We start from the raw sequence: 20,347 nt of genomic DNA on the forward strand, positions 1-20,347 counted from the left end.
TAGGAATAGGGAGCCGAATGGCACCCTATTATTTATATTAATTTGTTACTAAATTTGCTTGATTTAATGCATTTTCTAAATCAGCTTGGATATCTTCAACTTCCTCAATTCCAACTGAAAGTCTAAGCATTCCATCTGTAATTCCACCTTTTTCTCTTTCCTCACGAGGTAATAAATTGTGAGTCATAGAAGCAGGGTGTGTAATGGTGCTTGAATAACCACCAAGACTAACAGCCATCTTATTAAGTTTCACGTTAGATATAAGTGAAAGACCCGCGTTCATTCCACCTTTTACTTCGAAGCAAACCATTCCCCCCCCACCAGTCATTTGACGAGCGGCTATATCATGTTGTTTGTGACTTTTAAGGAATGGATAATATACCTTATTTACCATAGGGTGATTTTCGAGGAATGTAGCTATTTTCAAAGCATTTTCGTTATGTTTTTGAACTCGCAATCCTAAAGTTCTCACACCGCGGCATAAAAGCCATGCTGCAAAAGGATCTAATTTCGGACCATGGAACGAAAATACTTTTCTAACTTTGCTCATTAAGTCTTTGTTTCCTGCACAAACTCCAGCTACAACATCAGAGTGACCACCAATATACTTCGTTGCCGAGTGTAGTACAATATCAGCTCCGAGCTTTAAAGGTTGTTGATTGTATGGTGTTGCAAAAGTGGAATCCACTACAAAGATTGCGTCACTCTGTTCTTTTGTAATCCTAGACACTTCTTGAATGTCTACAAGAGTGATAGTTGGATTTGCTGGTGTTTCTGCATATACAAGTTTTGTATTTGGGTTAATGGCATTCCTATAGTTTTCAATATCCTCTGAACTAATCATTGTAAGTTCAACAGAATGTTGTTTGCATAATTCCTCGATTAATATTTTCGACTCGGAATAACAATTATGTACAGCAACACAATGGTCTCCTGGTTGCAGTAAAGCATGGAATACCATCGATATTGCTGCTAATCCTGAAGAAGTAGATACGGCATCTTCTGCTCCTTCTAATGCAGCTATAATCGCTTCAAACTCCCTTTCATTTCTACTACCCCATCTTCCGTAAAACTCATCCGCATGTATATCTGCTGCTCTACGTGCACCTTCCTCAGTGTTTGGAAATTCAAATGCTGTAGATTGACATATTGGGGGACTCAAATGACCACTCTTATTCCATTCTTCTCCAGAGTGAATACAACTAGTTTGAAAACCTCTATTTTTATTTTCCATTAATAACTCTCCCTTACGAATAATAATTTATTTAAACTTCGAAATAATTAGTGGGATACTCGTTACTTAGTTCAAATTGATATATAATTTGAGCATCACATGTATCTTTTAGTAGATTTGCTAAGTCCTTGATCGCATTTTTCCCTTTTGTAGGTGTTGCGTCAATTTCATCTATAAAGAATATAGCGTTTTTTGTATTTTCAGTAATTTTTGTATACTCAGAATCTCTATAGTTCCAATAGGAACACAACACTTTTTCTTCATCCGCATATACAACAGAGTTCTTAGAAAGAGAAATTGGTTCGCTTGCTCCAATTGGTAAGCAAGTTTCACCTTCCTTCGCAAAACGGAGAGTAATTTTATTTTGAATCTTGTCTAGATCATAACCACCAATACTTTTTTGATGTAATAGACTCACAGAGTTATAGGAATCTACAACATTATTAATGCCCAGAAAATTAAAGCCTTTTAAATATCTTCGAAGAATACTTTCAAAAGAACAATGGTATTTACTTGGCTTTAATCCCATTTCTTTGTATATATTTCTCCATTTTTTCACCTCTTCATTTTCAGTTACATCCTGTTGTTTATAGAGTTCATTTAAATCGGAAATATAAGGTTCAAAAAAATTAGGATTTATACTTTTCACCTTCAAGTTTTTAACGATAATTCCTGTTAAATGAATGTCATTGAATTTTTCTAACATTTCTTTCTCAATAGATAATGTGTAAAGTTTACCCATATGAAAATTAGTTCTCCTTCTTGATTTTGTTTGTAAATGCTCCATGGAACATATGCAATAAAACTTCAATCCTCCCATTCTGATATTTTTTTCGTTATTGCCTGTTTTTCTGTGGTGTTTCATGTGTCAGTTTATCGAGATATTCCTAAATTTGTAAATAACAATCGAATACAAGTGTTATTCTAAATTCCCTAGTGTTATAAGTAGTGTTATTGCTCTTCCTTGACTGTTTTTAAATCTTTTTATACGATTGAAGTTTTTAGTAGAGTTATGCTCTTTAACCCTAGTTTCGCTAATTAGCGAAACACAAAGTAAGAATTGGACACCAGTATCCTTTATGATAATTTCCCATTTATAGGATTTTGCTTCTCCCCCTAACTTATCTTGAATTGCAGACTCAGCAAATGTCACCTAACCTTTTATAAACTTGTGTTCTTCAGGGTAGAAGTTTGCCGCCGCCATACAAAAAGAGTGAACATTTTTAATGTTCACTCTTTTTTTGATAATAGGTTACTAAAATATCTATTTTATAATATTAGTCGACTATTCTCTGGGGAGGAGTAACTGATAAAAATTCTTTTAAGATTCTACATAATTCTATAATTCCTGTCTCTAAAACATTATCGTTTAGATATGAAAAGCTTAATCTTAAATGATTTGTTTCTGGTTCACCAGAAAAACATACAAAACCTGGTAGGAAAGATAAGTTTTTCTTTTGACATTCTAATAATAACTGTTTAGTATCCCACTTTTCAGGAATAGATATCCAAATATTTAATCCTCCTTCTGGTTCTATCCACTCAACACCTTCAGGCATATGTTTCTTTAACAACTTAATTACTAAATCTCTTCTTATTTTTAATGCAGTTCTTAATTTTTTCATATGATCTTCCATTCTTTTAGATTGAAAGAGTGGATATAAAGCTTTTTGTGTTAATAAAGGACTTCCAAGGTCAGCATTCATTTTTGATGATACCAAACGATTAAAAATAGTCCCATCTGCAGTTAGTAATCCTATTCTACAACCAGGAATTAGTGTTTTACTTAATCCTTTTAAATATATAACATTCCCCTTAGTATCCAAACTTTTAATTGGATTTGGTGGTTTTTCATTGTAATAAATTTCACTCCAAGGATCATCTTCAATAATTATTATTTGAAATTCTTGAGCAATTGTTAACAGTTGTTCTCTTCTATCGTCACTAAGAACTATTCCTGTGGGATTTTGGAAATTAGGGATTGTATATATTAATTTAGGATTTTTTGTTTCACATAGTTTAATTAATATGTCTGTTCTTATTCCATTTTTATCTATTGGAACGGGTAAAATTGAGGCTCCTCGCGAACGGAATATGTCTAATGCTGCTGGATAAGTAGGCGCTTCTGCTATAACTACATCTCCTGGACCAATAAATGTCCTTGCTACTAAGTCTATTCCCTGTTGTGTACCGTTTGTAACTAAAATATCCTTTTCGCTAACATTAATTTTTTGTTTCTTTAAAGTTCGTTTCATAGCTATTCTTAAATCTAAGTCTCCCTGAATCGGTCCATATTCTGATAAGATAAGAGGATTTTTTTCTAACATTGTATGAATCTCGTTTTCTAGATATCTATTTGGCAAGAGGGAGGGAGCAATAGCTGCTAATGAAAATTGTAAACTATGATCTGACGAATTGTAATGTGTATCAAAATGTGTTCTTGGAAGATAATCTTGTATTGAAAGTTGCCACTTGTATGGACTCCCCATGTTTTTTAATTTTTCACACTTCATGGAATTCCATTTAACAAAAGTTCCTTTTCCTTGTACTCTTTTGACAAGGTTATTTTGTTCAAGTAAATCATAAGCTTTCACAACTGTAAGAAAACTCACCTCTAAATTTTTGGACATTTCCCTAATTGAAGGTAGACACTTCTCCTCATTTAATATCCCTGACCGTATTCTGTCGGACAGATTTTCGTATATTTGTTGGACAAGGGATATTCTACTATTTCTGTTCAATTCAATTTTCAAATTTAATTCCTCCATAAAACCATCAAGGTGTTATAGTGTTATGTTGACTGTTATTCTAATTATTGGTTTATATTAGGGTCATACCATACAATATAACTTATTTTGAAAATTATAAAAAGGAGGAATTCGTATGTCAGACAGTGCTCTTCAACTTAAACGTTCAGCACAAAGCCAAGATACTTTTATGGATGGTGTGAAAGCTTGCTTGCCGACTGTGTTTGGTTATCTCAGTATTGGTTTTGCAGCAGGGGTAGTTGCAAAGACAGCTGGTCTAAGTGTTCTAGAAATTGCATTGTTATCCCTATTCCTTTATGCAGGTTCAGGACAATTTGTAGCAGCTGGAATGATTTTGGCTGGAAGTGCAATTACTTCCATTATCTTTTCAATCTTTTTAGTAAATCTACGACATTTGCTATTTAGTGCTTCTTTAGCTCCTTATTGTCGTAAATTTTCCGCTTGGAAAAACTTTGTTATTGGTTCGCAAATTACGGACGAAACATTTGGTGTTGCATCCAATCATCTAGAAAATAGGATGGAAGCGAGTTTTTCTTGGCTACTCGGATTAAATATAACAGCATATATTAATTGGTTACTTGCTAATGTCCTAGGGGGTATCTTTGGAGGTTTAGTAACAGATACAGAGTCTATAGGGATGGACTTTGCTTTACCTGCGATGTTCGCTGGCCTATTGGTTCTACAGATTTTGAGTAAGACCAATAAAGCTCTCGAAATATCAATAGCTATCTTTACAATTTTTTGTTTGATCGCTGTTAACTATTTAATGCCAGGTATGTGGGCCGTCATGGTGACAACTATTATTGCTTCAACAGTCGGGATGGTGATTAAGAAATGGAATTGAGATTAGATATTTTACTCATTGTTTTAGGTACAGGTATTGTTACATTATTACCTAGAGTAATCCCACTCCTTTTTTTAAGTAAAATAGAGTTGCCTAGATGGTTTTTGAGTTGGCTAAGTTTTGTACCGGTTACTGTTATGACTGCTTTGTTGGGTCAAGAACTTCTTTTTGAAGAGAATAATTTTTCACCTCTCTCAAATAGTCATGAGTTATTAGGAATCATACCAACTTTTTTAGTTGTTTTATTAACTAAGAGTTTACTAGGTGCTGTAGTGGTAGGAATGATAACTATTAGTTTACTAAGATATTTTCTATAATTTTAAATATAAAGGAAAGAACAAAAGCGCAAGCGCCCTGATCAGCCTCGGGCAAATAAGCGACTCATGAATAGAAGGTGCTCTTTACCTTCAATTCATGAGTCGCTTATGACCTCGAGGGGCTAGGCGCTGGAGCTGGATGCCAAGCGCTTATCCACAGTACAAGAATTTTATAATTTCCTGGTAAACGATAAAAAGTAGAAATGATAGTAATAAATAGAAAGAATATAAAACTTTTTTTCAACTAATTAATCCCTTTCATTTTATATTTCATTAGAAGATAAAATAAAGAAGGTAGTAATAACTCCAATAGTTTCCATGTATCGTACGTATTCTCTACGCAACCCTTGAAGCTTTTCGCTCCCATGGTCTAAGCTCTTTCTTCCTATCAGGATGATAAACATTACCTTGCGGCAAAGATTGTTGTTGATCTTTCTTTAACAAATGTTGCGGTTTTTGATCAACTTTCTTATTCCCATTTAGAGTTGGGTTATTGATGTTTCTCCTTTTTGAGGTGTCCTAGAAAAAGTAACAGTATTGCCACCTATCCCGAATTCGGCCGGCAAAGGCATCCTTTGAAATACCATCACCATCGCCCGATAAACTTTTCGCAAAATGACTAAACATATTCGACACACCCGAACCTAACGTATTCGCACCTTTTTTAGCCGTTTCCCACGAAGGTTGAACCATTTCTTTACGTACATTTTCCATCATATTGTTATCAATAGATACAACTTTTCCTGCCGGTACAAGCTTGATAATGGAATCTCGCTTTTTAAATCCAACCCACAATATGGCGGACAACACAACGACATTTAACAGATACATTCCGAATCCATTCGGCGGAATCAATTGATCTACGACAAAGCACATCACATATACAAATAAAATTATGATGCCCAACATTGCTTTAAGAAGAAAAACACTTCCAAGCCGTCCTAAAGTAACAAAACCAGAATTGGCAAGTTGAGGAATATACGAAATCATAAAAGCAAAAGGAATAAAAAATATAATCGCTAGTGCTATGATTTGAAGCAAGAAATTTAGAAACGCTAACCCTAGAAAAGGAATGCCCAATACAATAGCTACCAACACGGCAATAATGGATTGACCTAACTGGTTATAAACATTCCCAGAAGACACAGCATCATTACCGTATTTTTTTATCTCGTAATCTTTTAAATACTTCAATTTCTCCTTTTCGCCATCTTTCGATAATTTATAAGATAGAAATTTATCGATTCGATTTAAACTCCCTTTTTCATCGCTGCCTTCATTTATTTTCTTTTCACTCGTTTCATCAAAATTCACAATTAAGTACGGTTTTTTTTATGCCAGGTTAAAGTAAACATTACGCATAATGGCCACAGTACCTTCCATTTCTTTTCCTTTTTCAATTTTTGAGTTATCAACGTAATTTCCCTCATCCTTCACGATGCCAACAAATCCATTACCGGCAACTAATAACTTTCCTTGTGCTTCAACTGACAATGCATTTAGAGCCTTCATATAATAACCAGCGTTTGACATCCACAGGCCACCGATAACCATTCAGTAATAATGAGAACACTTCTTCTAATCGCTTCTTTTACGCTTCCCCTTACCACAAAGAGATACACCACATATCCACAAAGAAATATAAACAGTGTTTCTCCGAAATTATTCTTTAACGTTGTATATACAGTTTTTGACACAGTAGTCATCGAATCCGCAAATTCATCAATAGGTTGGAGATTATACAAGATATCCAATCCTGTATTAACGACACGTACAATATTTCCCGCAAAAGAAAAAGTGACGTTTGTTAAACCAACACACGCCCCTTTTATACGACTATCAGACTCCTCGTTATTTGCTTGGTAACGAGATAACGGAAATCGCTTGATTTCTAACTCAACACCACCAACCTTCACACTTTTAGGTTGAGTGGTTGTATCACCATCAGCAGCCATAACTGAAATTACCATGATCAATAAACCAATAACAGAACAACAACTGAAAGTAAAAGAATCCTTTCTCTTTTCATCACAACTACCCCCTTTGAGCTAACCTAGTCAGTAAATAGAATCGATAGTTAGCATTCTCTAACTCTTCATTTGTCAGCACTTTATTTTCTTGAAAACGCTCATATAACTTAAAGCAGATCACCTATTGATACTTTCTTTGTTTAAAACGTGTTCGATTGAACTCAATCTTAATTCCTAATAATTCTTGTAGAAATAAAGCTGTTGACTCATGTCCTATAAAGCTCTTATATACCCCACCATAGGAAGCTAAATATTTATAAACTTCATCTAAAGAAATGACCTCTGCTTTATAAAAGCCCGGATTGGTTAAAAGGATTTATTAAACAAAAAGACGCCAAGGATGCTCTTAAAGAATTCGAGCGTAAAACAAGTGGTAAAAAATTTGAAGATACAAATGTAACTTTTGAAGAAATGGCAGGAGAATGGCTTGATATCTATAGTGATACAGATGTAAAGATTAGTACTATCCGTGTTAGAAACCATGAAATAGGGCATTTAAATCATTATTTTACTAAGTACAAGATCAAAGATATTACAAAAAGAATGTATCAAAATGCATTAAATGATATGAAGAAGAAAGAACAGCTTGCTCATAATACCAGTTCTGGTATACATGGAACAGCAAGGATGATATTTAAAAGAGCAATGGAACAAGACCTATTATTAGCTGATCCAACAGAGTATGCTTTCATTCCAAAAGATAAAAAGACAGTTGAGGATATTGAAAATCAGAAAGTGGAAGATAAGTATTTAGAAAAAGCATGAGTTAAAGGCATTCTTAGACACAGCCAAAACACAAGGTGAAATAACTATGTTATCTTTTTAATTTGGCTTGGACAGGTCTTAGAGCTGGTGAGTTGTTAGCCTTAAAGTGGAAGGATATTGACTTTGAAGAGAATACAATAAATATAACTAAGACTTACTATAATCCTAAAAACAATACAAAGGACTATAAATTACTTCCTCCTAAAACCAAAGGGTCCATTCGTAAGATCGATGTTGAAAATGAAGTTATCAGTGCATTACAAAAACATAGATTAAAACAAAAAGAAATTAAATTACAAATCGGCAGTGAATATTATGATAAAGATTTTGTTTTTGGAAGGCTTAATGCTCCATATTACGGTTATCCACATTTTATTAAGACAATAGAAAATCAAATGGAAAGCTTGTTAAAGAAAACAACTCTATTAACAAACGGTTAACACCTCATTCATTAAGACATACGCATACTTCTTTGTTAGCTGAAGCTGGTGTTGAATTACTTCAAATTATGGATCGACTTGGTCATACAGAAGATGAAACTACAACACAAGTTTATTTACACATTACAAAAGACAGAAAAAAAGAAGCTACCCAAAAGTTTGCTCAACTAATGAGAAGCCTCTAATTTTTATTCTCGGATTGGTTCGGGCACCTTTTCGGCACCTATAATGATGTTTTCACCTTTAAATCCTTGATATATAAGGGTTTTTAAGGCTAAATTACATCATACCGCCCATGCCGCCCATGTCAGGCATTCCTGCGCCGCCGGCATTTTCTTCCGGTTTGTCAGCGACAACAGCTTCAGTTGTTAAGAGCATTGCTGCTACAGAAGCTGCGTTTTGCAGTGCAGAGCGTGTTACTTTCGTTGGGTCAACGATACCTTTTTCGATCATGTTTACCCATTCGCCAGTTGCAGCGTTGAAGCCTACGCCGATTTCTTCGTTTTTCAGGCGCTCAACGATGACAGATCCTTCAAGACCTGCATTGTGCGCGATTTGACGAATTGGCTCTTCAAGCGCGCGAAGCACGATGTTGATACCTGTTTGCGCATCACCTTCAGCTTCAACTGCAGCGACTTTGTTATATACGTTGACAAGCGCTGTACCACCACCGGATACGATGCCTTCTTCAACAGCTGCGCGAGTTGAGTTCAGGGCGTCTTCGATGCGAAGTTTACGCTCTTTCAACTCAGTTTCAGTCGCAGCGCCGACTTTGATGACAGCTACGCCGCCAGCAAGTTTAGCAAGACGCTCTTGTAATTTTTCTCTGTCGAACTCAGAAGTTGTTTCTTCCACTTGTGCGCGGATTTGAGTGACGCGTGCAGAAATTTTATCTGTTTCGCCAGCGCCTTCAACGATTGTTGTGTTTTCTTTTGTAACCACAACTTTAGAAGCGCGTCCCAATTGTCCGATTTCAGTAGATTTCAGGTCAAGGCCAAGATCTTCAGTGATGACTTCTCCGCCAGTAAGGACAGCGATGTCTTCAAGCATTGCTTTACGGCGGTCACCAAAGCCAGGAGCTTTAACAGCAACTGCGTTGAATGTGCCGCGAAGTTTGTTCACAACAAGTGTTGCAAGAGCTTCGCCTTCAACATCTTCAGCGATCAGAAGCAATGGTTTGCCTTGCTGAACAACCTGCTCAAGCACAGGAAGGATTTCTTGAATGTTTGTGATTTTTTTGTCTGTGATTAAGATGTAAGGATTGTCAAGAACCGCTTCCATCTTATCAGAATCAGTTACCATGTAAGGAGACGCATATCCGCGGTCGAATTGCATACCTTCAACAACTTCAAGCTCAGTTGTGAAGCCTTTAGACTCTTCGATTGTGATAACGCCGTCGTTTCCTACTCGCTCCATTGCTTCAGCGATAAGGCTTCCGACTTCCTCATCAGCAGCAGAGATCGCAGCAACCTGAGCGATAGATTCTTTGCCTTCGATTGGCTTAGAAATTTCTTTCAAGTTCTCGATCGCAACGTTTACAGCTTGTTCCATACCTTTACGCACGCCTACAGGGTTAGCGCCTGCTGTTACGTTTTTAAGGCCTTCGCGGATCATTGCTTGCGCAAGAACTGTCGCAGTTGTTGTACCGTCACCGGCAACGTCGTTTGTTTTGCTGGCTACTTCAGCTACAAGCTTAGCACCCATGTTTTCAAACGCGTCTTCAAGTTCGATTTCTTTAGCGATTGTTACACCGTCATTTGTGATTAACGGAGAACCGAATTTTTTCTCTAGAACCACGTTGCGTCCTTTTGGTCCTAAAGTTACTTTTACAGCATCAGCAAGTGCATCAACACCGCGAAGCATTGCGCGGCGAGCTTCTTCACTAAACTTAATATCTTTTGCCATGTGTACGAAACCTCCTCGAATTTTTAAATATTTGTTTATTTAAGAATTAGCCGATAACAGCTAAAATGTCGCTTTCACGTAAGATTAAGTATTCAGTACCTTCGTATTTCACTTCAGTACCTGCGTATTTTGAGAAGATAATGCGGTCGCCCTCTTTTACTTCTAAAGCAACGCGCTCTCCGCTTTCTAACACGCGACCTGAACCAGCTGCCACGATTTTGCCTTCTTGCGGCTTTTCTTTTGCAGAATCCGGTAACACAATTCCGCTGGCAGTTTTTTCTTCAGATTCTACGAGTTCAATGACAACGCGATCACCTAATGGCTTTAACAATGTAATAACCTCCTCAATAGTATGAATATGTAATTTTAGCACTCAGCACTAAAGAGTGCTAACACAACTCTTATAATAAAGAATCTGACTTCCAATTTCAAGTGATAAGATAAAAAATTTTTCACGCTTAGATCATTCTTTTCAGCTCTGATATCCCTTGGTTTTTTCACCCCCGTTCAATTATGTTACAATAGCTGTAGACAAAAGAAACCCACTTAACAAAGGAGTACATACCATTTGAGAAAACAGTATTGGTTTATTATTTTGACATATATCATCATGCAGTTTTCAGCAGTAATCGGGATTCCCTTGTTATTTAAATTCGGTTATGCGGGAGGACAGCCCACAAAAGAAAATCTGCTGTACGCGCAGGGATTATGGTCCGTCATCAGTTTTATGGCCTGTCTGATTGTTGTATTGCTCATTCTCAGAACTGTGCCTAAAACTACGTTGCGAAACGAAAAGAAAGACTCTGTCGGACTATCGATCCTTTGGGCGATAGCCGGTTTTTTCATAGCCCTTTTCTCTCAAGGAATAGCCGGTTCTATTGAATATTATGTATTTGGCATCGGAAGAGAATCAGAAAATACAAAAGCCATCCTGGATGTGATTCAGGCAGTCCCGCTTATGATTATCGTTTCTTCTATCATCGGGCCAATATTAGAAGAAATCATCTTCAGAAAAATCATTTTCGGCGCGCTGTACGAAAAAACGAATTTCTTTATTGCCGGACTGATCAGCTCCATTATTTTCGGAATTGTTCATGCCGATTTAACGCACCTTCTGCTGTATACAGCAATGGGCTTTACCTTTGCCTTTCTATATGCGAGAACCAAACGGATTTGGGTGCCGATTTTCGCCCATGTAATGATGAATACATTCGTTGTCATTATGCAGCTTGAGCCTGTTCAGAAATACCTTGAACAGCAGAGCACACAAATGCAATTGATTATTGGAGGATTACTTTCATGAGAAACCCGATAGTGTGGGGAATGATCTACTTTGCCGTAGGGTGCATCTTTACTTATCTCGCCGCAAGCTCACCAGGCAGCATGTGGTCATTTTACTCCATCCTGCTGATGGTGTTTGCTGCATACAACATCAGCATTTCTTTTAAGATGTTCGCCTTTTCATTTAAAACAAAGAAAAACCAGAAATAAAGAAAATCCATTTCTCTTCTATGAGAAATGGATTTTTTATGATGGTTAAGAAGAAACGTCCTGATCGGCAGCTCTGCTTTTCTGCGCTTTCCGATAGGCAGCCTTCGATATTAAAATACTGATTTCATATAAAATCAAGAGCGGAACAGTCACCATCATATGAGACAAAAGCTCAGGTGGTGTAATCAGAGCAGCAATCACAAGCAGCGTAAAGTACGCATACTTTCTGATTTTCGCTAAAAACATCGGTGTCACAATTCCAAGCCTTGTCAAAAACATAAGGATGACCGGCATTTGAAACAATAGTCCAAACGGAATCGTCAGCTGCAGAAGAAAATGAAAATATTCATTAATTCCAATTACCTGAGTGACATTCAAATCCTGAGAGATCCGTTTCATAAAATCGACAACAAAAGGAAATAAAATATAATAGGAAAAAGATAAACCCGCTAAAAACAGCAAAATAGAGATCGGAATGTAGCTGAGCGTTACTTTGCGTTCCCTTTCATAGAGACCCGGGCTCACAAAAGCCCAAAGCTGGTAAAGAATAACCGGCGAAGTCAGGACAATCCCGATGATAAACGCAAACTGCATAAACACATAAAGCGGGTCTGTCAGATTAAACGCATTGAGCGTGAGCTCCTTCGCTTCATCCGTTTCTTGCAGATACACTATAATCGGCTTCGCTAAAAAAAATCCCGCGATAAAGAAAACGACAAACGCCAGCGCCACAACCAGCAATCGTTTTCGAAGCTCCGCAATATGCTCCAGCAGCGACATTTGATTCACTTTCATTTGTGTCATCCTAACTTACTGATTCTCTTTCTTTTTTTCCTCATCATCACTCGCTAATCCTTTAGTAGCGTTTTTGAATTCACGAAGAGTGTCTCCAGCCGCTTTTCCCAACTCAGGCAGCTTTTTGGGACCAAAGATAATCAGAGCAACGATTGCGATAACAGCAAGGCTTCCAGGACCGATCGGCATATTTGGGCTCCTCCTTTCCGGTTACTCGATTTCCTCTAAAACAGAATAATGCTTCAAGAAATAAACCAGTGACTGAAGCTCTACAGCTAAATCTATATGATGAATTCGAATGTGTTCCGGCACATTCAAACGGGCCGGCGTAAAATTAAGAATACCCTTAATCCCTAACGCAACCAATCTGTCGGTAATCGATTGGGCCGCAACTGCGGGCACTGTCAGAATGGCAACTGATTCGCCTTTTACATGTTTTTCAAGATCATCGAGGTTAAAGACGGGCACACCGCCTACCTCAGTTCCTATTTTACTCTCATTTATATCAAAAGCCATAGAAATTTTCGTGTTATTATTTTTTGTGAAATTATAGTGAAGAAATGCTGTTCCTAAGTTCCCGACACCAATCAAGATAACGTCTGTCATTTCATCCTGATCAAGTGTTTTTCGGAAAAATGACAGCAAATAATCAACATTATATCCGTATCCTTTTTTGCCAAGAGCTCCAAAATAGGAAAAATCCCTGCGAATCGTGGCAGAATCAACCTTTACGGCATCACTGAGTTCAGCAGATGATACACGCTGTTTTCCTGACGCATGCAGATTCTTTAAAAAGCGATAATAAAGCGGCAGCCGTTTTGCCGTCGCCTGCGGAATTTTTGATTGATCCTTATTCATTTTTGGTCCTCCAAATTATACTCGGATAGTTCTCTTTTAAAGTCACCGTTTTTCCCACCTGTCTTTTCCAGCAAGCAGGTAGGGCCGATGACCATCCCCTTATCAAGCGCCTTGCACATATCGTAAACAGTAAGGGCACACACCGATGCAGAAGTTAGCGCTTCCATTTCCACACCTGTACTCCCTTTTGTTTTGACCTGTGCTTTTATATGAAGTATAACTTCTGTTTCTTTCATTTTCCAGTCAAACGAAATATCGACCCCGCTCAAGGATAGCGGATGGCACATCGGAATGATGTTTGATGTTTGCTTTGCAGCCATAATGCCCGCCACTTGAGCGACAGCAAGTACATCTCCTTTGCCGATATCATGGCTTTTTATTTTCTCGTACACTTCACTCTTCATGTGTACGCTTGATACAGCCGCCGCAGTACGGACAGTCGAAGATTTTTCGCTGATATCCACCATCTGGGCTCTGCCCTGTTCATTAAAATGAGAAAATCCATTCATAGTAAAAACTCTCCTTAAACAGATCATACACTATTTTCTTCTCTATGTCTTATTCGGCCAATGTATTGTTTGCTGAGTTCTGGTTCATAAGCTACACTTAACTTATTATAGCAGAGGTGAAATAATATGATGATCTTACAAATTAATCAGCTTTCCAAATCATTTGGTGCTGATACTATTTTAAACAATATAAAGCTGGAAGTCAGAAACCGTGATCGCGTCGCAATTGTAGGAAGAAACGGCGCGGGGAAATCTACACTCCTTAAAATTATCGCAGGTCACCTTTCATATGAAAAGGGTGAAGTTATCAAGCCGAAAGATATCACAATGGGCTACTTAGCCCAGCATACCGGCTTGGATTCTAAGCTTACCATAAAAGAAGAGCTGCTGACTGTTTTTGATCACTTAAAAGCAATGGAAAAAGAAATGCGCACCATAGAAGAAAAAATGGCAGCAGCTGACCCAGGTGAACTGGAAAGCATCATGAAAACCTACGACCGCCTTCAGCAGGAATTTAAAGATAAAGGCGGCTATCAATATGAAGCAGATGTCAGATCTGTGCTGCACGGTCTCGGCTTCAGCCATTTTAACGATTCAACGCAGGTGCAAAGCCTGAGCGGTGGTCAGAAAACAAGACTGGCCTTGGGTAAGCTTTTGTTAACACAGCCTGACCTTCTCATTCTAGATGAGCCGACCAACCATCTGGACATTAATACGCTGACCTGGCTTGAACATTATTTGCAAGGCTATTCAGGCGCCATTCTGATTGTTTCTCACGACCGCTACTTTTTGGATAAAGTGGTGAATCAGGTATACGAGGTATCAAGATCAGAAAGCAAAAAGTATCACGGCAACTACAGCGCTTATCTCGATCAAAAAGCTGCCCAATATGAAAAGGATCTTAAGCTGTATGAAAAACAGCAGGATGAAATTGCTAAGCTGCAGGACTTTGTAGACCGAAATCTGGCAAGAGCCTCAACGACAAAAAGAGCACAAAGCCGGCGGAAACAGCTTGAACGGATGGACGTCATGTCAAAACCGCTCGGCGACGAAAAATCAGCAAATTTTCATTTTGATATTACAAAACAGAGCGGGAACGAGGTCCTGCGGGTTCAGGATCTGACCATCAGCTATGAAAACCAGCCGCCGCTTCTGACAGATGTTTCGTTTAGGCTTACAAGAGGAGAAAGCGCCGCTCTTGTAGGTCCCAACGGAATCGGAAAATCAACCTTGCTGAAAACATTAATAAACAGACTGAAGCCGGATCAGGGAACAATAGCGTACGGCTCAAATGTCAGTATCGGTTACTATGACCAAGAACAAGCTGAGCTGACTTCCTCTAAACGCGTCATTGATGAGCTGTGGGACGAGTATCCGGAGCTTCAAGAGAAAGAAATCAGAACGTGCCTCGGAAATTTCTTATTCTCCGGGGATGATGTCCTTAAACCCGTCCATTCCCTAAGCGGGGGCGAAAAAGCAAGAGTGGCCCTGGCCAAGCTGATGCTGCAAAAAGCTAACTTTCTCATTCTTGATGAGCCGACAAACCATCTTGATTTAGACAGCAAAGAAGTTCTCGAAAACGCATTGATCGATTATCCGGGTACATTGTTATTTGTCTCACATGACAGATATTTTATTAACAGAATCGCAACAAGGGTATACGAGCTTTCTCCAAACCATATTGAGGAATACCTCGGAGATTACGATTATTATACAGAGAAAAAAACACAGCAGCTGGAATTGGAGGAAATGAAACAGCAAGAGGAAACTGAAAAAGCAACGGCTGCACAGAAATCCGACTCTAAACGTTCATACGAGGAAGAAAAAGAATGGAAAAAGAAAGAACGCCAACGACTCAGACGCATAGAAGAAATTGAAACGACAGTTCAGACCATAGAAGAAAAAATCAGTCACAATGATGAATTACTTTGTGATCCGGAAGTATATCAGAACCACGAAAAGGTACAAGCTATCCACGCTGACAACGAGAAACTCAATCAAGAATTGGAAAACCTATTATTAAAATGGGAAGAACTATCCACAGAAGAAGATTAAAAAAGTCAAGCACCTCTTTTTTAGAGGTGCTTTTTATCCACAGTAAATATCCTTATAAGCAAACGAAGAAAGCGATTTATACACAATATCCACAAAATATTCTGAATTTATCCACTTTATTAACAGCCTCTCAACCCCTTTATCCATCTATATCTCCATAATGACTCACAGATATGTGGATAAATTGAGAATTATCTGTTAATAACAATAAAAAAGCCTCACGTCATTATGTCGTGAGACCTTGATAAGAAGTCAGTTCAAGACCAGGCTGGCCATTCATATCATATGATCCGCGAATCCCTTTTTCAAAAGCAATAGTACCGGCCGCAGCAATCATTGCAGCATTATCCGTACATAAGGATAGCGGAGGAATGATGAGCGCTGTTCCCTCATGCTGGGAGAACTCCCTCTGTAACGCCGCTCTGAGCCCTCTATTTGCAGCAACTCCGCCGGCTAAAAGAACCTGTTTGACACCATATTCTTTTGCAGCGCGTGCCGTTTTTGTCACTAAGACATCAATGACGCTATTCTGAAAACTGGCAGAAAGATCTTCCGGCGCAATGACCTGTCCTTTTTGAGCCGCGTTATGAAGCGTATTGATTACAGCGGATTTCAGCCCGCTGAAGCTGAAATGATAAGAACCTTCTTCAAGCCATGCGCGAGGCAGAGGAATAGTGTCATTCCCTGATTCCGCAAGCTTGTCAATCTGCGGTCCGCCTGGATACGGGAGCCCCATCGTTCTTGCCACTTTGTCATAAGCTTCCCCTGCTGCGTCATCGAGTGTTTCCCCGATCACTTCAAATGAACCGTGTTCTTTCATATAAACCAATTCCGTATGGCCGCCGGAAACGACCAAGGCAAGCGCTGGAAAAACGATCTCTTCTACCAGACGGTTTGCGTATATATGGCCCGCTATATGATGGACTCCAACTAACGGAATATGATGCGCAAAGCTCAATGCTTTAGCGGCGTTTACTCCGATTAGCAGTGCTCCCACCAATCCCGGGCCTTCAGTCACTGCAATCGCGTCTATATCACGATATGTCATGTCTGCTTTACGGAAAGCCTCTTCGATCACTAAAGTGATTTGCTCCACATGATGTCTTGATGCAATTTCCGGCACAACCCCTCCGAATCGTTTATGGCTTTCAATTTGAGAGGCCACAACGTTCGAGACGATTTCTGTTCCGTTTTTTACAATCGCTGCTGCCGTTTCATCGCAGCTCGTTTCGATTCCTAATATATAAAGATCTTTTTGCTCATTCATTTATCGTCACCCACATAATTAACGCATCTTCCCCGTTATCAGTATAATAGTTCTTCCGTATTCCACCGGGCTGCATCCCGAACTTTTTATATAAGCTTTGAGCAGGGTGATTGGAAACCCTCACTTCAAGCGAAAGCCGCCTCGCCTCTTTTTCTTTACAAAGCTCGAGAGCTGAACGAAAAAGTGCTTCTCCTAAAGACTGGCCCCTATACTCTGGTTTAATCGCTATATTTGTGATTTGGGCGTCGTCCATCACAATCCAAATTCCGCAATAACCCGCGATACAATCGTCCTTTTCAATCACGAGATAGTGGGCATATGGATTTTCAAGCAATTCATGATAAAACGAATCCTTCGTCCAGGGAGACGTAAAGGAGGATGTTTCAATATCGTATACGTGATCAACATCATTAAGCTGCATTTTTCTAACTGCTGCTTTTGTTTTCATCCTATCACCCTACTTTTGACTTTCAATCCATTTCGCTTCTGCTTCTGCAAGCCGTAAATAATCCGGCACCAGCCCGTGAATATCAACAGCTTCCCTATCCGCACCTGCGTAAGCCAATTCTGAAGGGCGGGGATTATGCTGAGCCGCAGGCCCTATGATTCCTTTTGTTCCTAATACATCCAGTATCGTCTCCTTGTGTATAGATGTATCATGACCTAAAAACAAAACAGGGCGATCCTTCTCTTTTAGCATCTCCAGCCACTCTGTCAGCATCACGTTTTGATCCGGAACAGCCTGCTCTAAGAGCCCGTTTTTATATTCATAAAGACCTGTATACACCTGTCCGCGTCTCGCATCAAATATAGGGCTGATTAGACCATCAAAGTGACGTCCATTTGCCGCCAGCGCTTCAAGACTTGATACAGCAGAAATCGGAATGTTTAAAGACCATGCAAGTGTTTTGGCAATGGTTACACCGATTCTCACCCCTGTGTACGAGCCTGGACCTTTTGCAACAACAATTTTAGAAAGATCCTGTGGGGTTATATCACAATCATTCAGCAAAGAATGAACAGCAGGCATCGCCCTTACAGAATGATTCTTTTTTAAATATGTGATGTATTCTGCTATGACAGTGTTGTCCCGAAGCAGCGCTATGCCTAAAGTATAATTCGATGTATCAATCGCTAATATTGTCATGTCTACTTATCTCCTCACAAAGCATTTCATACCGATTCCCCACCGCTGTAAAGGTGATCTCTCTTTCATCATCACCAGCTCTTTTAATGACAATTTGCAGTCGTTCCTGCGGAAGCTGCTCTTCAATTAAATGTGCCCACTCCACTAAGCAGACACCTTGTCCGTGAAAATATTCATCAAGTCCCAAGTCTTCACTCTCGTCTTCCATTCTGTATACATCCATATGATAAAGAGGAAGTGAACCATCGTTATATTCTTTTATGATTGTAAACGTCGGACTGTTTACAACACGTGTAATTCCGAGTCCTTCAGCAAAACCTTTTGTAAAGGTTGTTTTTCCAGCTCCTAAATCGCCCTCTAATGTCAGGACATCCCCAGGCTTTGAAAACGATGCAGTCAGCTTTGCAATCGCTTTTGTGTCTTCAGGATTTACAGTTCTCCATTTTAATTGCTTCACACGAGTCACCCGTCTTATTTAAAATGATTATATCCTTTTTTCTCTAAAGTCATTGTTTCTTCTTCTGTCTTTAATATGACATTGGATTCTGTCTTTTCCCGGACACATCCAATCTTTTTAATTGGCAGTTGAAGTCTGCAGCACTCCTGCTCTAACACTTCCCAGTCTTCCTTTGAGATCGTCCCAGTCAGTTCAAAATCCTCTCCGCCAAACAAAGCCCATTCCTTCCATTTGGAATTCAGCTTAGGCAAGTCTGGATGAACTGGAAGAAGGCTCTCGTCAATTTCTATTGAAACGGAGCTGGATTCTGCAATTTCATGCAGCTCACTTGCCAATCCGTCACTAATATCATTAAGAGCCACACGCTGAGCGTTTGAGCATAGTCTGCCAACACTCACTCTTGGCTGAGGCCGTTTATGTCTATTGATAAAGTAATCTGTTTCAAATGATGTTTCCGGATAGGAAGACTCTTTTAGCAGCAATGAAAGTCCAGCGGCAGAAGAACCGATTTCACCAGTGACAAAGACAATATCATTCGGCTTTGCCAAACTGCGCAAACAGGCACGTCCCTTTTCAACTTCCCCAATCACAGTCACTGTGACGACTAGTTTATCGGAAGTAGAAACTGTATCACCGCCAATCAGATCCATACAATATAGTTTCGCCAGTTCATTCATTCCTTCATACATTGCTTTGATTTCTGATTCCGTCCATTTTAAAGGCACTGCAAGAGACACTAAATAAAACTTAGGAATACCTCCCATAGCGGCAATATCACTTATATTTATGGCTAACGCCTTATACCCAATGTCCTCCGGCGAAGAATAGCTTAATTTAAAATGCACGTCCTCTACCATTGTATCGACACATACAATTTCCTGCACACCGTTTTTCGCTGTGTAAAGAGCGGCATCGTCTCCAATTCCTACATCAACGGAAGAATGGTGAATGGTCCGAGGAGTAATACTATTAATTAAATCAAACTCATCCATTAACCAAACCTCCTTTTGGTCTGACCATGTTTTATATGTACTGTATCTAGTGTATCGGATTATGCTGAATTATCCAAGATGTTGCTGATATAAAGAAAGCTTGGCTATCATACCAAGCAAAAGACGCAATAAAAGAAAACACAAAAAAAAACGAAAACATGATCGTTTCGTTTACAATAAATGGCGGTCCGGACGGGACTCGAACCCGCGACCTCCTGCGTGACAGGCAGGCATTCTAACCAACTGAACTACCGGACCATTTTAATTTGGTTGCACCCTTTGGGCACTCCTTATTTAAAAGGATAGATTTTTTTGGTTGCGGGGGCAGGATTTGAACCTGCGACCTTCGGGTTATGAGCCCGACGAGCTACCGAACTGCTCCACCCCGCGATGATATAATTAAGATAAAACTGCTTGGCGGCGTCCTACTCTCACAGGGGGAGACCCCCGACTACCATCGGCGCTGAAGAGCT

General features: G+C 39.1%; 23 protein-coding genes, 2 tRNA genes and 1 pseudogene. 8 read left to right on the plus strand and 18 right to left on the minus strand.

What is annotated here, in order from left to right:
• Nucleotides 1–37 precede the first annotated feature (37 nt).
• The 3 genes from V6D42_RS16225 to pdxR form a co-directional block, all read right to left on the minus strand.
• Nucleotides 38–1,234, minus strand: a complete 1,197-nt coding sequence (locus tag V6D42_RS16225; protein WP_042977944.1) for a trans-sulfuration enzyme family protein — start codon at nucleotides 1,232–1,234, stop codon at nucleotides 38–40.
• A gap of 31 nt (nucleotides 1,235–1,265) precedes the next feature.
• Complete coding sequence (locus tag V6D42_RS16230; RefSeq protein WP_333513920.1) at nucleotides 1,266–1,976, minus strand: B3/B4 domain-containing protein; 711 nt, start codon at nucleotides 1,974–1,976, stop codon at nucleotides 1,266–1,268.
• Nucleotides 1,977–2,511: 535 nt separating this feature from the next.
• Entirely contained in the window at nucleotides 2,512–3,987 is a 1,476-nt protein-coding gene (gene pdxR, locus V6D42_RS16235) for a MocR-like pyridoxine biosynthesis transcription factor PdxR (RefSeq protein WP_333513921.1), read from the minus strand.
• 130 nt (nucleotides 3,988–4,117) lie between these two features.
• Between pdxR and V6D42_RS16240 the strand changes: the two genes are divergently transcribed.
• Nucleotides 4,118–4,846 (plus strand): AzlC family ABC transporter permease, encoded by a 729-nt coding sequence (locus tag V6D42_RS16240; protein ID WP_333513922.1) that lies wholly within the window; start codon nucleotides 4,118–4,120, stop codon nucleotides 4,844–4,846.
• Nucleotides 4,837–5,163 (plus strand): AzlD domain-containing protein, encoded by a 327-nt coding sequence (locus V6D42_RS16245; protein ID WP_333513923.1) that lies wholly within the window; start codon nucleotides 4,837–4,839, stop codon nucleotides 5,161–5,163. The genes V6D42_RS16240 and V6D42_RS16245 overlap by 10 nt, the downstream gene beginning before the upstream one ends.
• A 375-nt stretch (nucleotides 5,164–5,538) precedes the next feature.
• On the opposite strand, the pseudogene V6D42_RS16250 reads toward V6D42_RS16245, so the two are convergent.
• A pseudogene (locus V6D42_RS16250) lies at nucleotides 5,539–7,192 on the minus strand (CD3337/EF1877 family mobilome membrane protein); the annotation flags it as partial.
• A gap of 122 nt (nucleotides 7,193–7,314) precedes the next feature.
• Nucleotides 7,315–7,509, minus strand: coding sequence for an STIV orfB116 family protein (locus V6D42_RS16255; protein ID WP_277710438.1), 195 nt, complete (start codon nucleotides 7,507–7,509; stop codon nucleotides 7,315–7,317).
• A gap of 95 nt (nucleotides 7,510–7,604) precedes the next feature.
• On the opposite strand from V6D42_RS16255, the gene V6D42_RS16260 reads away from it, so the two are divergent.
• From V6D42_RS16260 to V6D42_RS16270, 3 genes are all read left to right on the plus strand, one after another.
• Nucleotides 7,605–7,958, plus strand: coding sequence for a phage integrase SAM-like domain-containing protein (locus tag V6D42_RS16260; protein ID WP_333513924.1), 354 nt, complete (start codon nucleotides 7,605–7,607; stop codon nucleotides 7,956–7,958).
• Nucleotides 7,959–8,020: 62 nt separating this feature from the next.
• On the plus strand, nucleotides 8,021–8,398 hold the full coding sequence (locus V6D42_RS16265) for a site-specific integrase (RefSeq protein ID WP_333513925.1): 378 nt from the start codon (nucleotides 8,021–8,023) through the stop codon (nucleotides 8,396–8,398).
• Complete coding sequence (locus V6D42_RS16270) at nucleotides 8,383–8,583, plus strand: tyrosine-type recombinase/integrase (RefSeq protein ID WP_333513937.1); 201 nt, start codon at nucleotides 8,383–8,385, stop codon at nucleotides 8,581–8,583. The genes V6D42_RS16265 and V6D42_RS16270 overlap by 16 nt, the downstream gene beginning before the upstream one ends.
• Nucleotides 8,584–8,677: 94 nt before the next feature.
• On the opposite strand, the gene groL is transcribed toward V6D42_RS16270, so the two are convergent.
• The gene (gene groL / locus V6D42_RS16275; protein WP_333513926.1) at nucleotides 8,678–10,303 is read right to left on the minus strand and encodes a chaperonin GroEL; all 1,626 of its coding nucleotides are present in this window, start codon (nucleotides 10,301–10,303) and stop codon (nucleotides 8,678–8,680) included.
• A 46-nt stretch (nucleotides 10,304–10,349) separates the two neighbouring features.
• A complete protein-coding gene (gene groES, locus V6D42_RS16280) occupies nucleotides 10,350–10,634 on the minus strand; it encodes a co-chaperone GroES (RefSeq protein ID WP_003155970.1) in 285 nt (94 codons plus the stop codon).
• 237 nt (nucleotides 10,635–10,871) lie between these two features.
• Here groES and V6D42_RS16285 point away from each other — a divergent pair, with 237 nt between their 5' ends.
• Nucleotides 10,872–11,606 carry a CPBP family intramembrane glutamic endopeptidase gene (locus V6D42_RS16285; protein ID WP_268505763.1) on the plus strand — a complete coding sequence of 245 codons (735 nt, stop codon included), beginning with the start codon at nucleotides 10,872–10,874 and terminating at the stop codon, nucleotides 11,604–11,606.
• Nucleotides 11,603–11,794 carry a YdiK family protein gene (locus V6D42_RS16290; protein ID WP_010333212.1) on the plus strand — a complete coding sequence of 64 codons (192 nt, stop codon included), beginning with the start codon at nucleotides 11,603–11,605 and terminating at the stop codon, nucleotides 11,792–11,794. The genes V6D42_RS16285 and V6D42_RS16290 overlap by 4 nt, the downstream gene beginning before the upstream one ends.
• A 45-nt stretch (nucleotides 11,795–11,839) precedes the next feature.
• On the opposite strand, the gene tatC is transcribed toward V6D42_RS16290, so the two are convergent.
• Genes tatC through moaC form a run of 4 tightly spaced genes read right to left on the minus strand, consistent with a single transcriptional unit; the run spans nucleotide 11,840 to nucleotide 13,956 of the window.
• Nucleotides 11,840–12,598, minus strand: coding sequence for a twin-arginine translocase subunit TatC (gene tatC / locus V6D42_RS16295; protein ID WP_333513927.1), 759 nt, complete (start codon nucleotides 12,596–12,598; stop codon nucleotides 11,840–11,842).
• Between the two features lie 6 nt (nucleotides 12,599–12,604).
• Nucleotides 12,605–12,778 carry a sec-independent protein translocase protein TatAY gene (tatAY, locus tag V6D42_RS16300; RefSeq protein ID WP_010333210.1) on the minus strand — a complete coding sequence of 58 codons (174 nt, stop codon included), beginning with the start codon at nucleotides 12,776–12,778 and terminating at the stop codon, nucleotides 12,605–12,607.
• Nucleotides 12,779–12,799: 21 nt separating this feature from the next.
• Nucleotides 12,800–13,447 carry a redox-sensing transcriptional repressor Rex gene (locus tag V6D42_RS16305; RefSeq protein WP_010333209.1) on the minus strand — a complete coding sequence of 216 codons (648 nt, stop codon included), beginning with the start codon at nucleotides 13,445–13,447 and terminating at the stop codon, nucleotides 12,800–12,802.
• Nucleotides 13,444–13,956 (minus strand): cyclic pyranopterin monophosphate synthase MoaC, encoded by a 513-nt coding sequence (gene moaC, locus V6D42_RS16310; RefSeq protein WP_333513928.1) that lies wholly within the window; start codon nucleotides 13,954–13,956, stop codon nucleotides 13,444–13,446. The genes V6D42_RS16305 and moaC overlap by 4 nt, the downstream gene beginning before the upstream one ends.
• 126 nt (nucleotides 13,957–14,082) lie before the next feature.
• Here moaC and V6D42_RS16315 point away from each other — a divergent pair, with 126 nt between their 5' ends.
• The gene (locus tag V6D42_RS16315; protein WP_333513929.1) at nucleotides 14,083–16,011 is read left to right on the plus strand and encodes an ABC-F family ATP-binding cassette domain-containing protein; all 1,929 of its coding nucleotides are present in this window, start codon (nucleotides 14,083–14,085) and stop codon (nucleotides 16,009–16,011) included.
• A gap of 226 nt (nucleotides 16,012–16,237) precedes the next feature.
• Here the strand turns inward: V6D42_RS16315 and tsaD are convergent, their stop codons facing one another.
• The 7 genes from tsaD to V6D42_RS16350 all read right to left on the minus strand — a co-directional run bounded on the left by tsaD (nucleotide 16,238) and on the right by V6D42_RS16350 (nucleotide 20,264).
• A complete protein-coding gene (tsaD, locus tag V6D42_RS16320) occupies nucleotides 16,238–17,278 on the minus strand; it encodes a tRNA (adenosine(37)-N6)-threonylcarbamoyltransferase complex transferase subunit TsaD (RefSeq protein ID WP_333513930.1) in 1,041 nt (346 codons plus the stop codon).
• Entirely contained in the window at nucleotides 17,271–17,726 is a 456-nt protein-coding gene (gene rimI, locus V6D42_RS16325) for a ribosomal protein S18-alanine N-acetyltransferase (RefSeq protein ID WP_010333205.1), read from the minus strand. Before rimI ends, tsaD begins: the two co-directional genes overlap by 8 nt.
• Nucleotides 17,727–17,735: 9 nt before the next feature.
• A complete protein-coding gene (gene tsaB / locus V6D42_RS16330; RefSeq protein ID WP_333513931.1) occupies nucleotides 17,736–18,425 on the minus strand; it encodes a tRNA (adenosine(37)-N6)-threonylcarbamoyltransferase complex dimerization subunit type 1 TsaB in 690 nt (229 codons plus the stop codon).
• The gene (gene tsaE, locus V6D42_RS16335) at nucleotides 18,406–18,882 is read right to left on the minus strand and encodes a tRNA (adenosine(37)-N6)-threonylcarbamoyltransferase complex ATPase subunit type 1 TsaE (RefSeq protein WP_333513932.1); all 477 of its coding nucleotides are present in this window, start codon (nucleotides 18,880–18,882) and stop codon (nucleotides 18,406–18,408) included. Before tsaE ends, tsaB begins: the two co-directional genes overlap by 20 nt.
• A gap of 14 nt (nucleotides 18,883–18,896) precedes the next feature.
• Nucleotides 18,897–19,874, minus strand: a complete 978-nt coding sequence (gene thiL, locus V6D42_RS16340; RefSeq protein ID WP_333513933.1) for a thiamine-phosphate kinase — start codon at nucleotides 19,872–19,874, stop codon at nucleotides 18,897–18,899.
• Between the two features lie 181 nt (nucleotides 19,875–20,055).
• A tRNA-Asp gene (locus V6D42_RS16345) sits at nucleotides 20,056–20,132 on the minus strand.
• A 55-nt stretch (nucleotides 20,133–20,187) separates the two neighbouring features.
• Nucleotides 20,188–20,264: transfer RNA gene (locus V6D42_RS16350), tRNA-Met, on the minus strand.
• Between the last annotated feature and the right edge of the window lie 83 nt (nucleotides 20,265–20,347).

Source organism: Bacillus sp. 0909A (assembly GCF_036765115.1).
Lineage (GTDB): Bacteria > Bacillota > Bacilli > Bacillales > Bacillaceae > Bacillus > Bacillus mojavensis.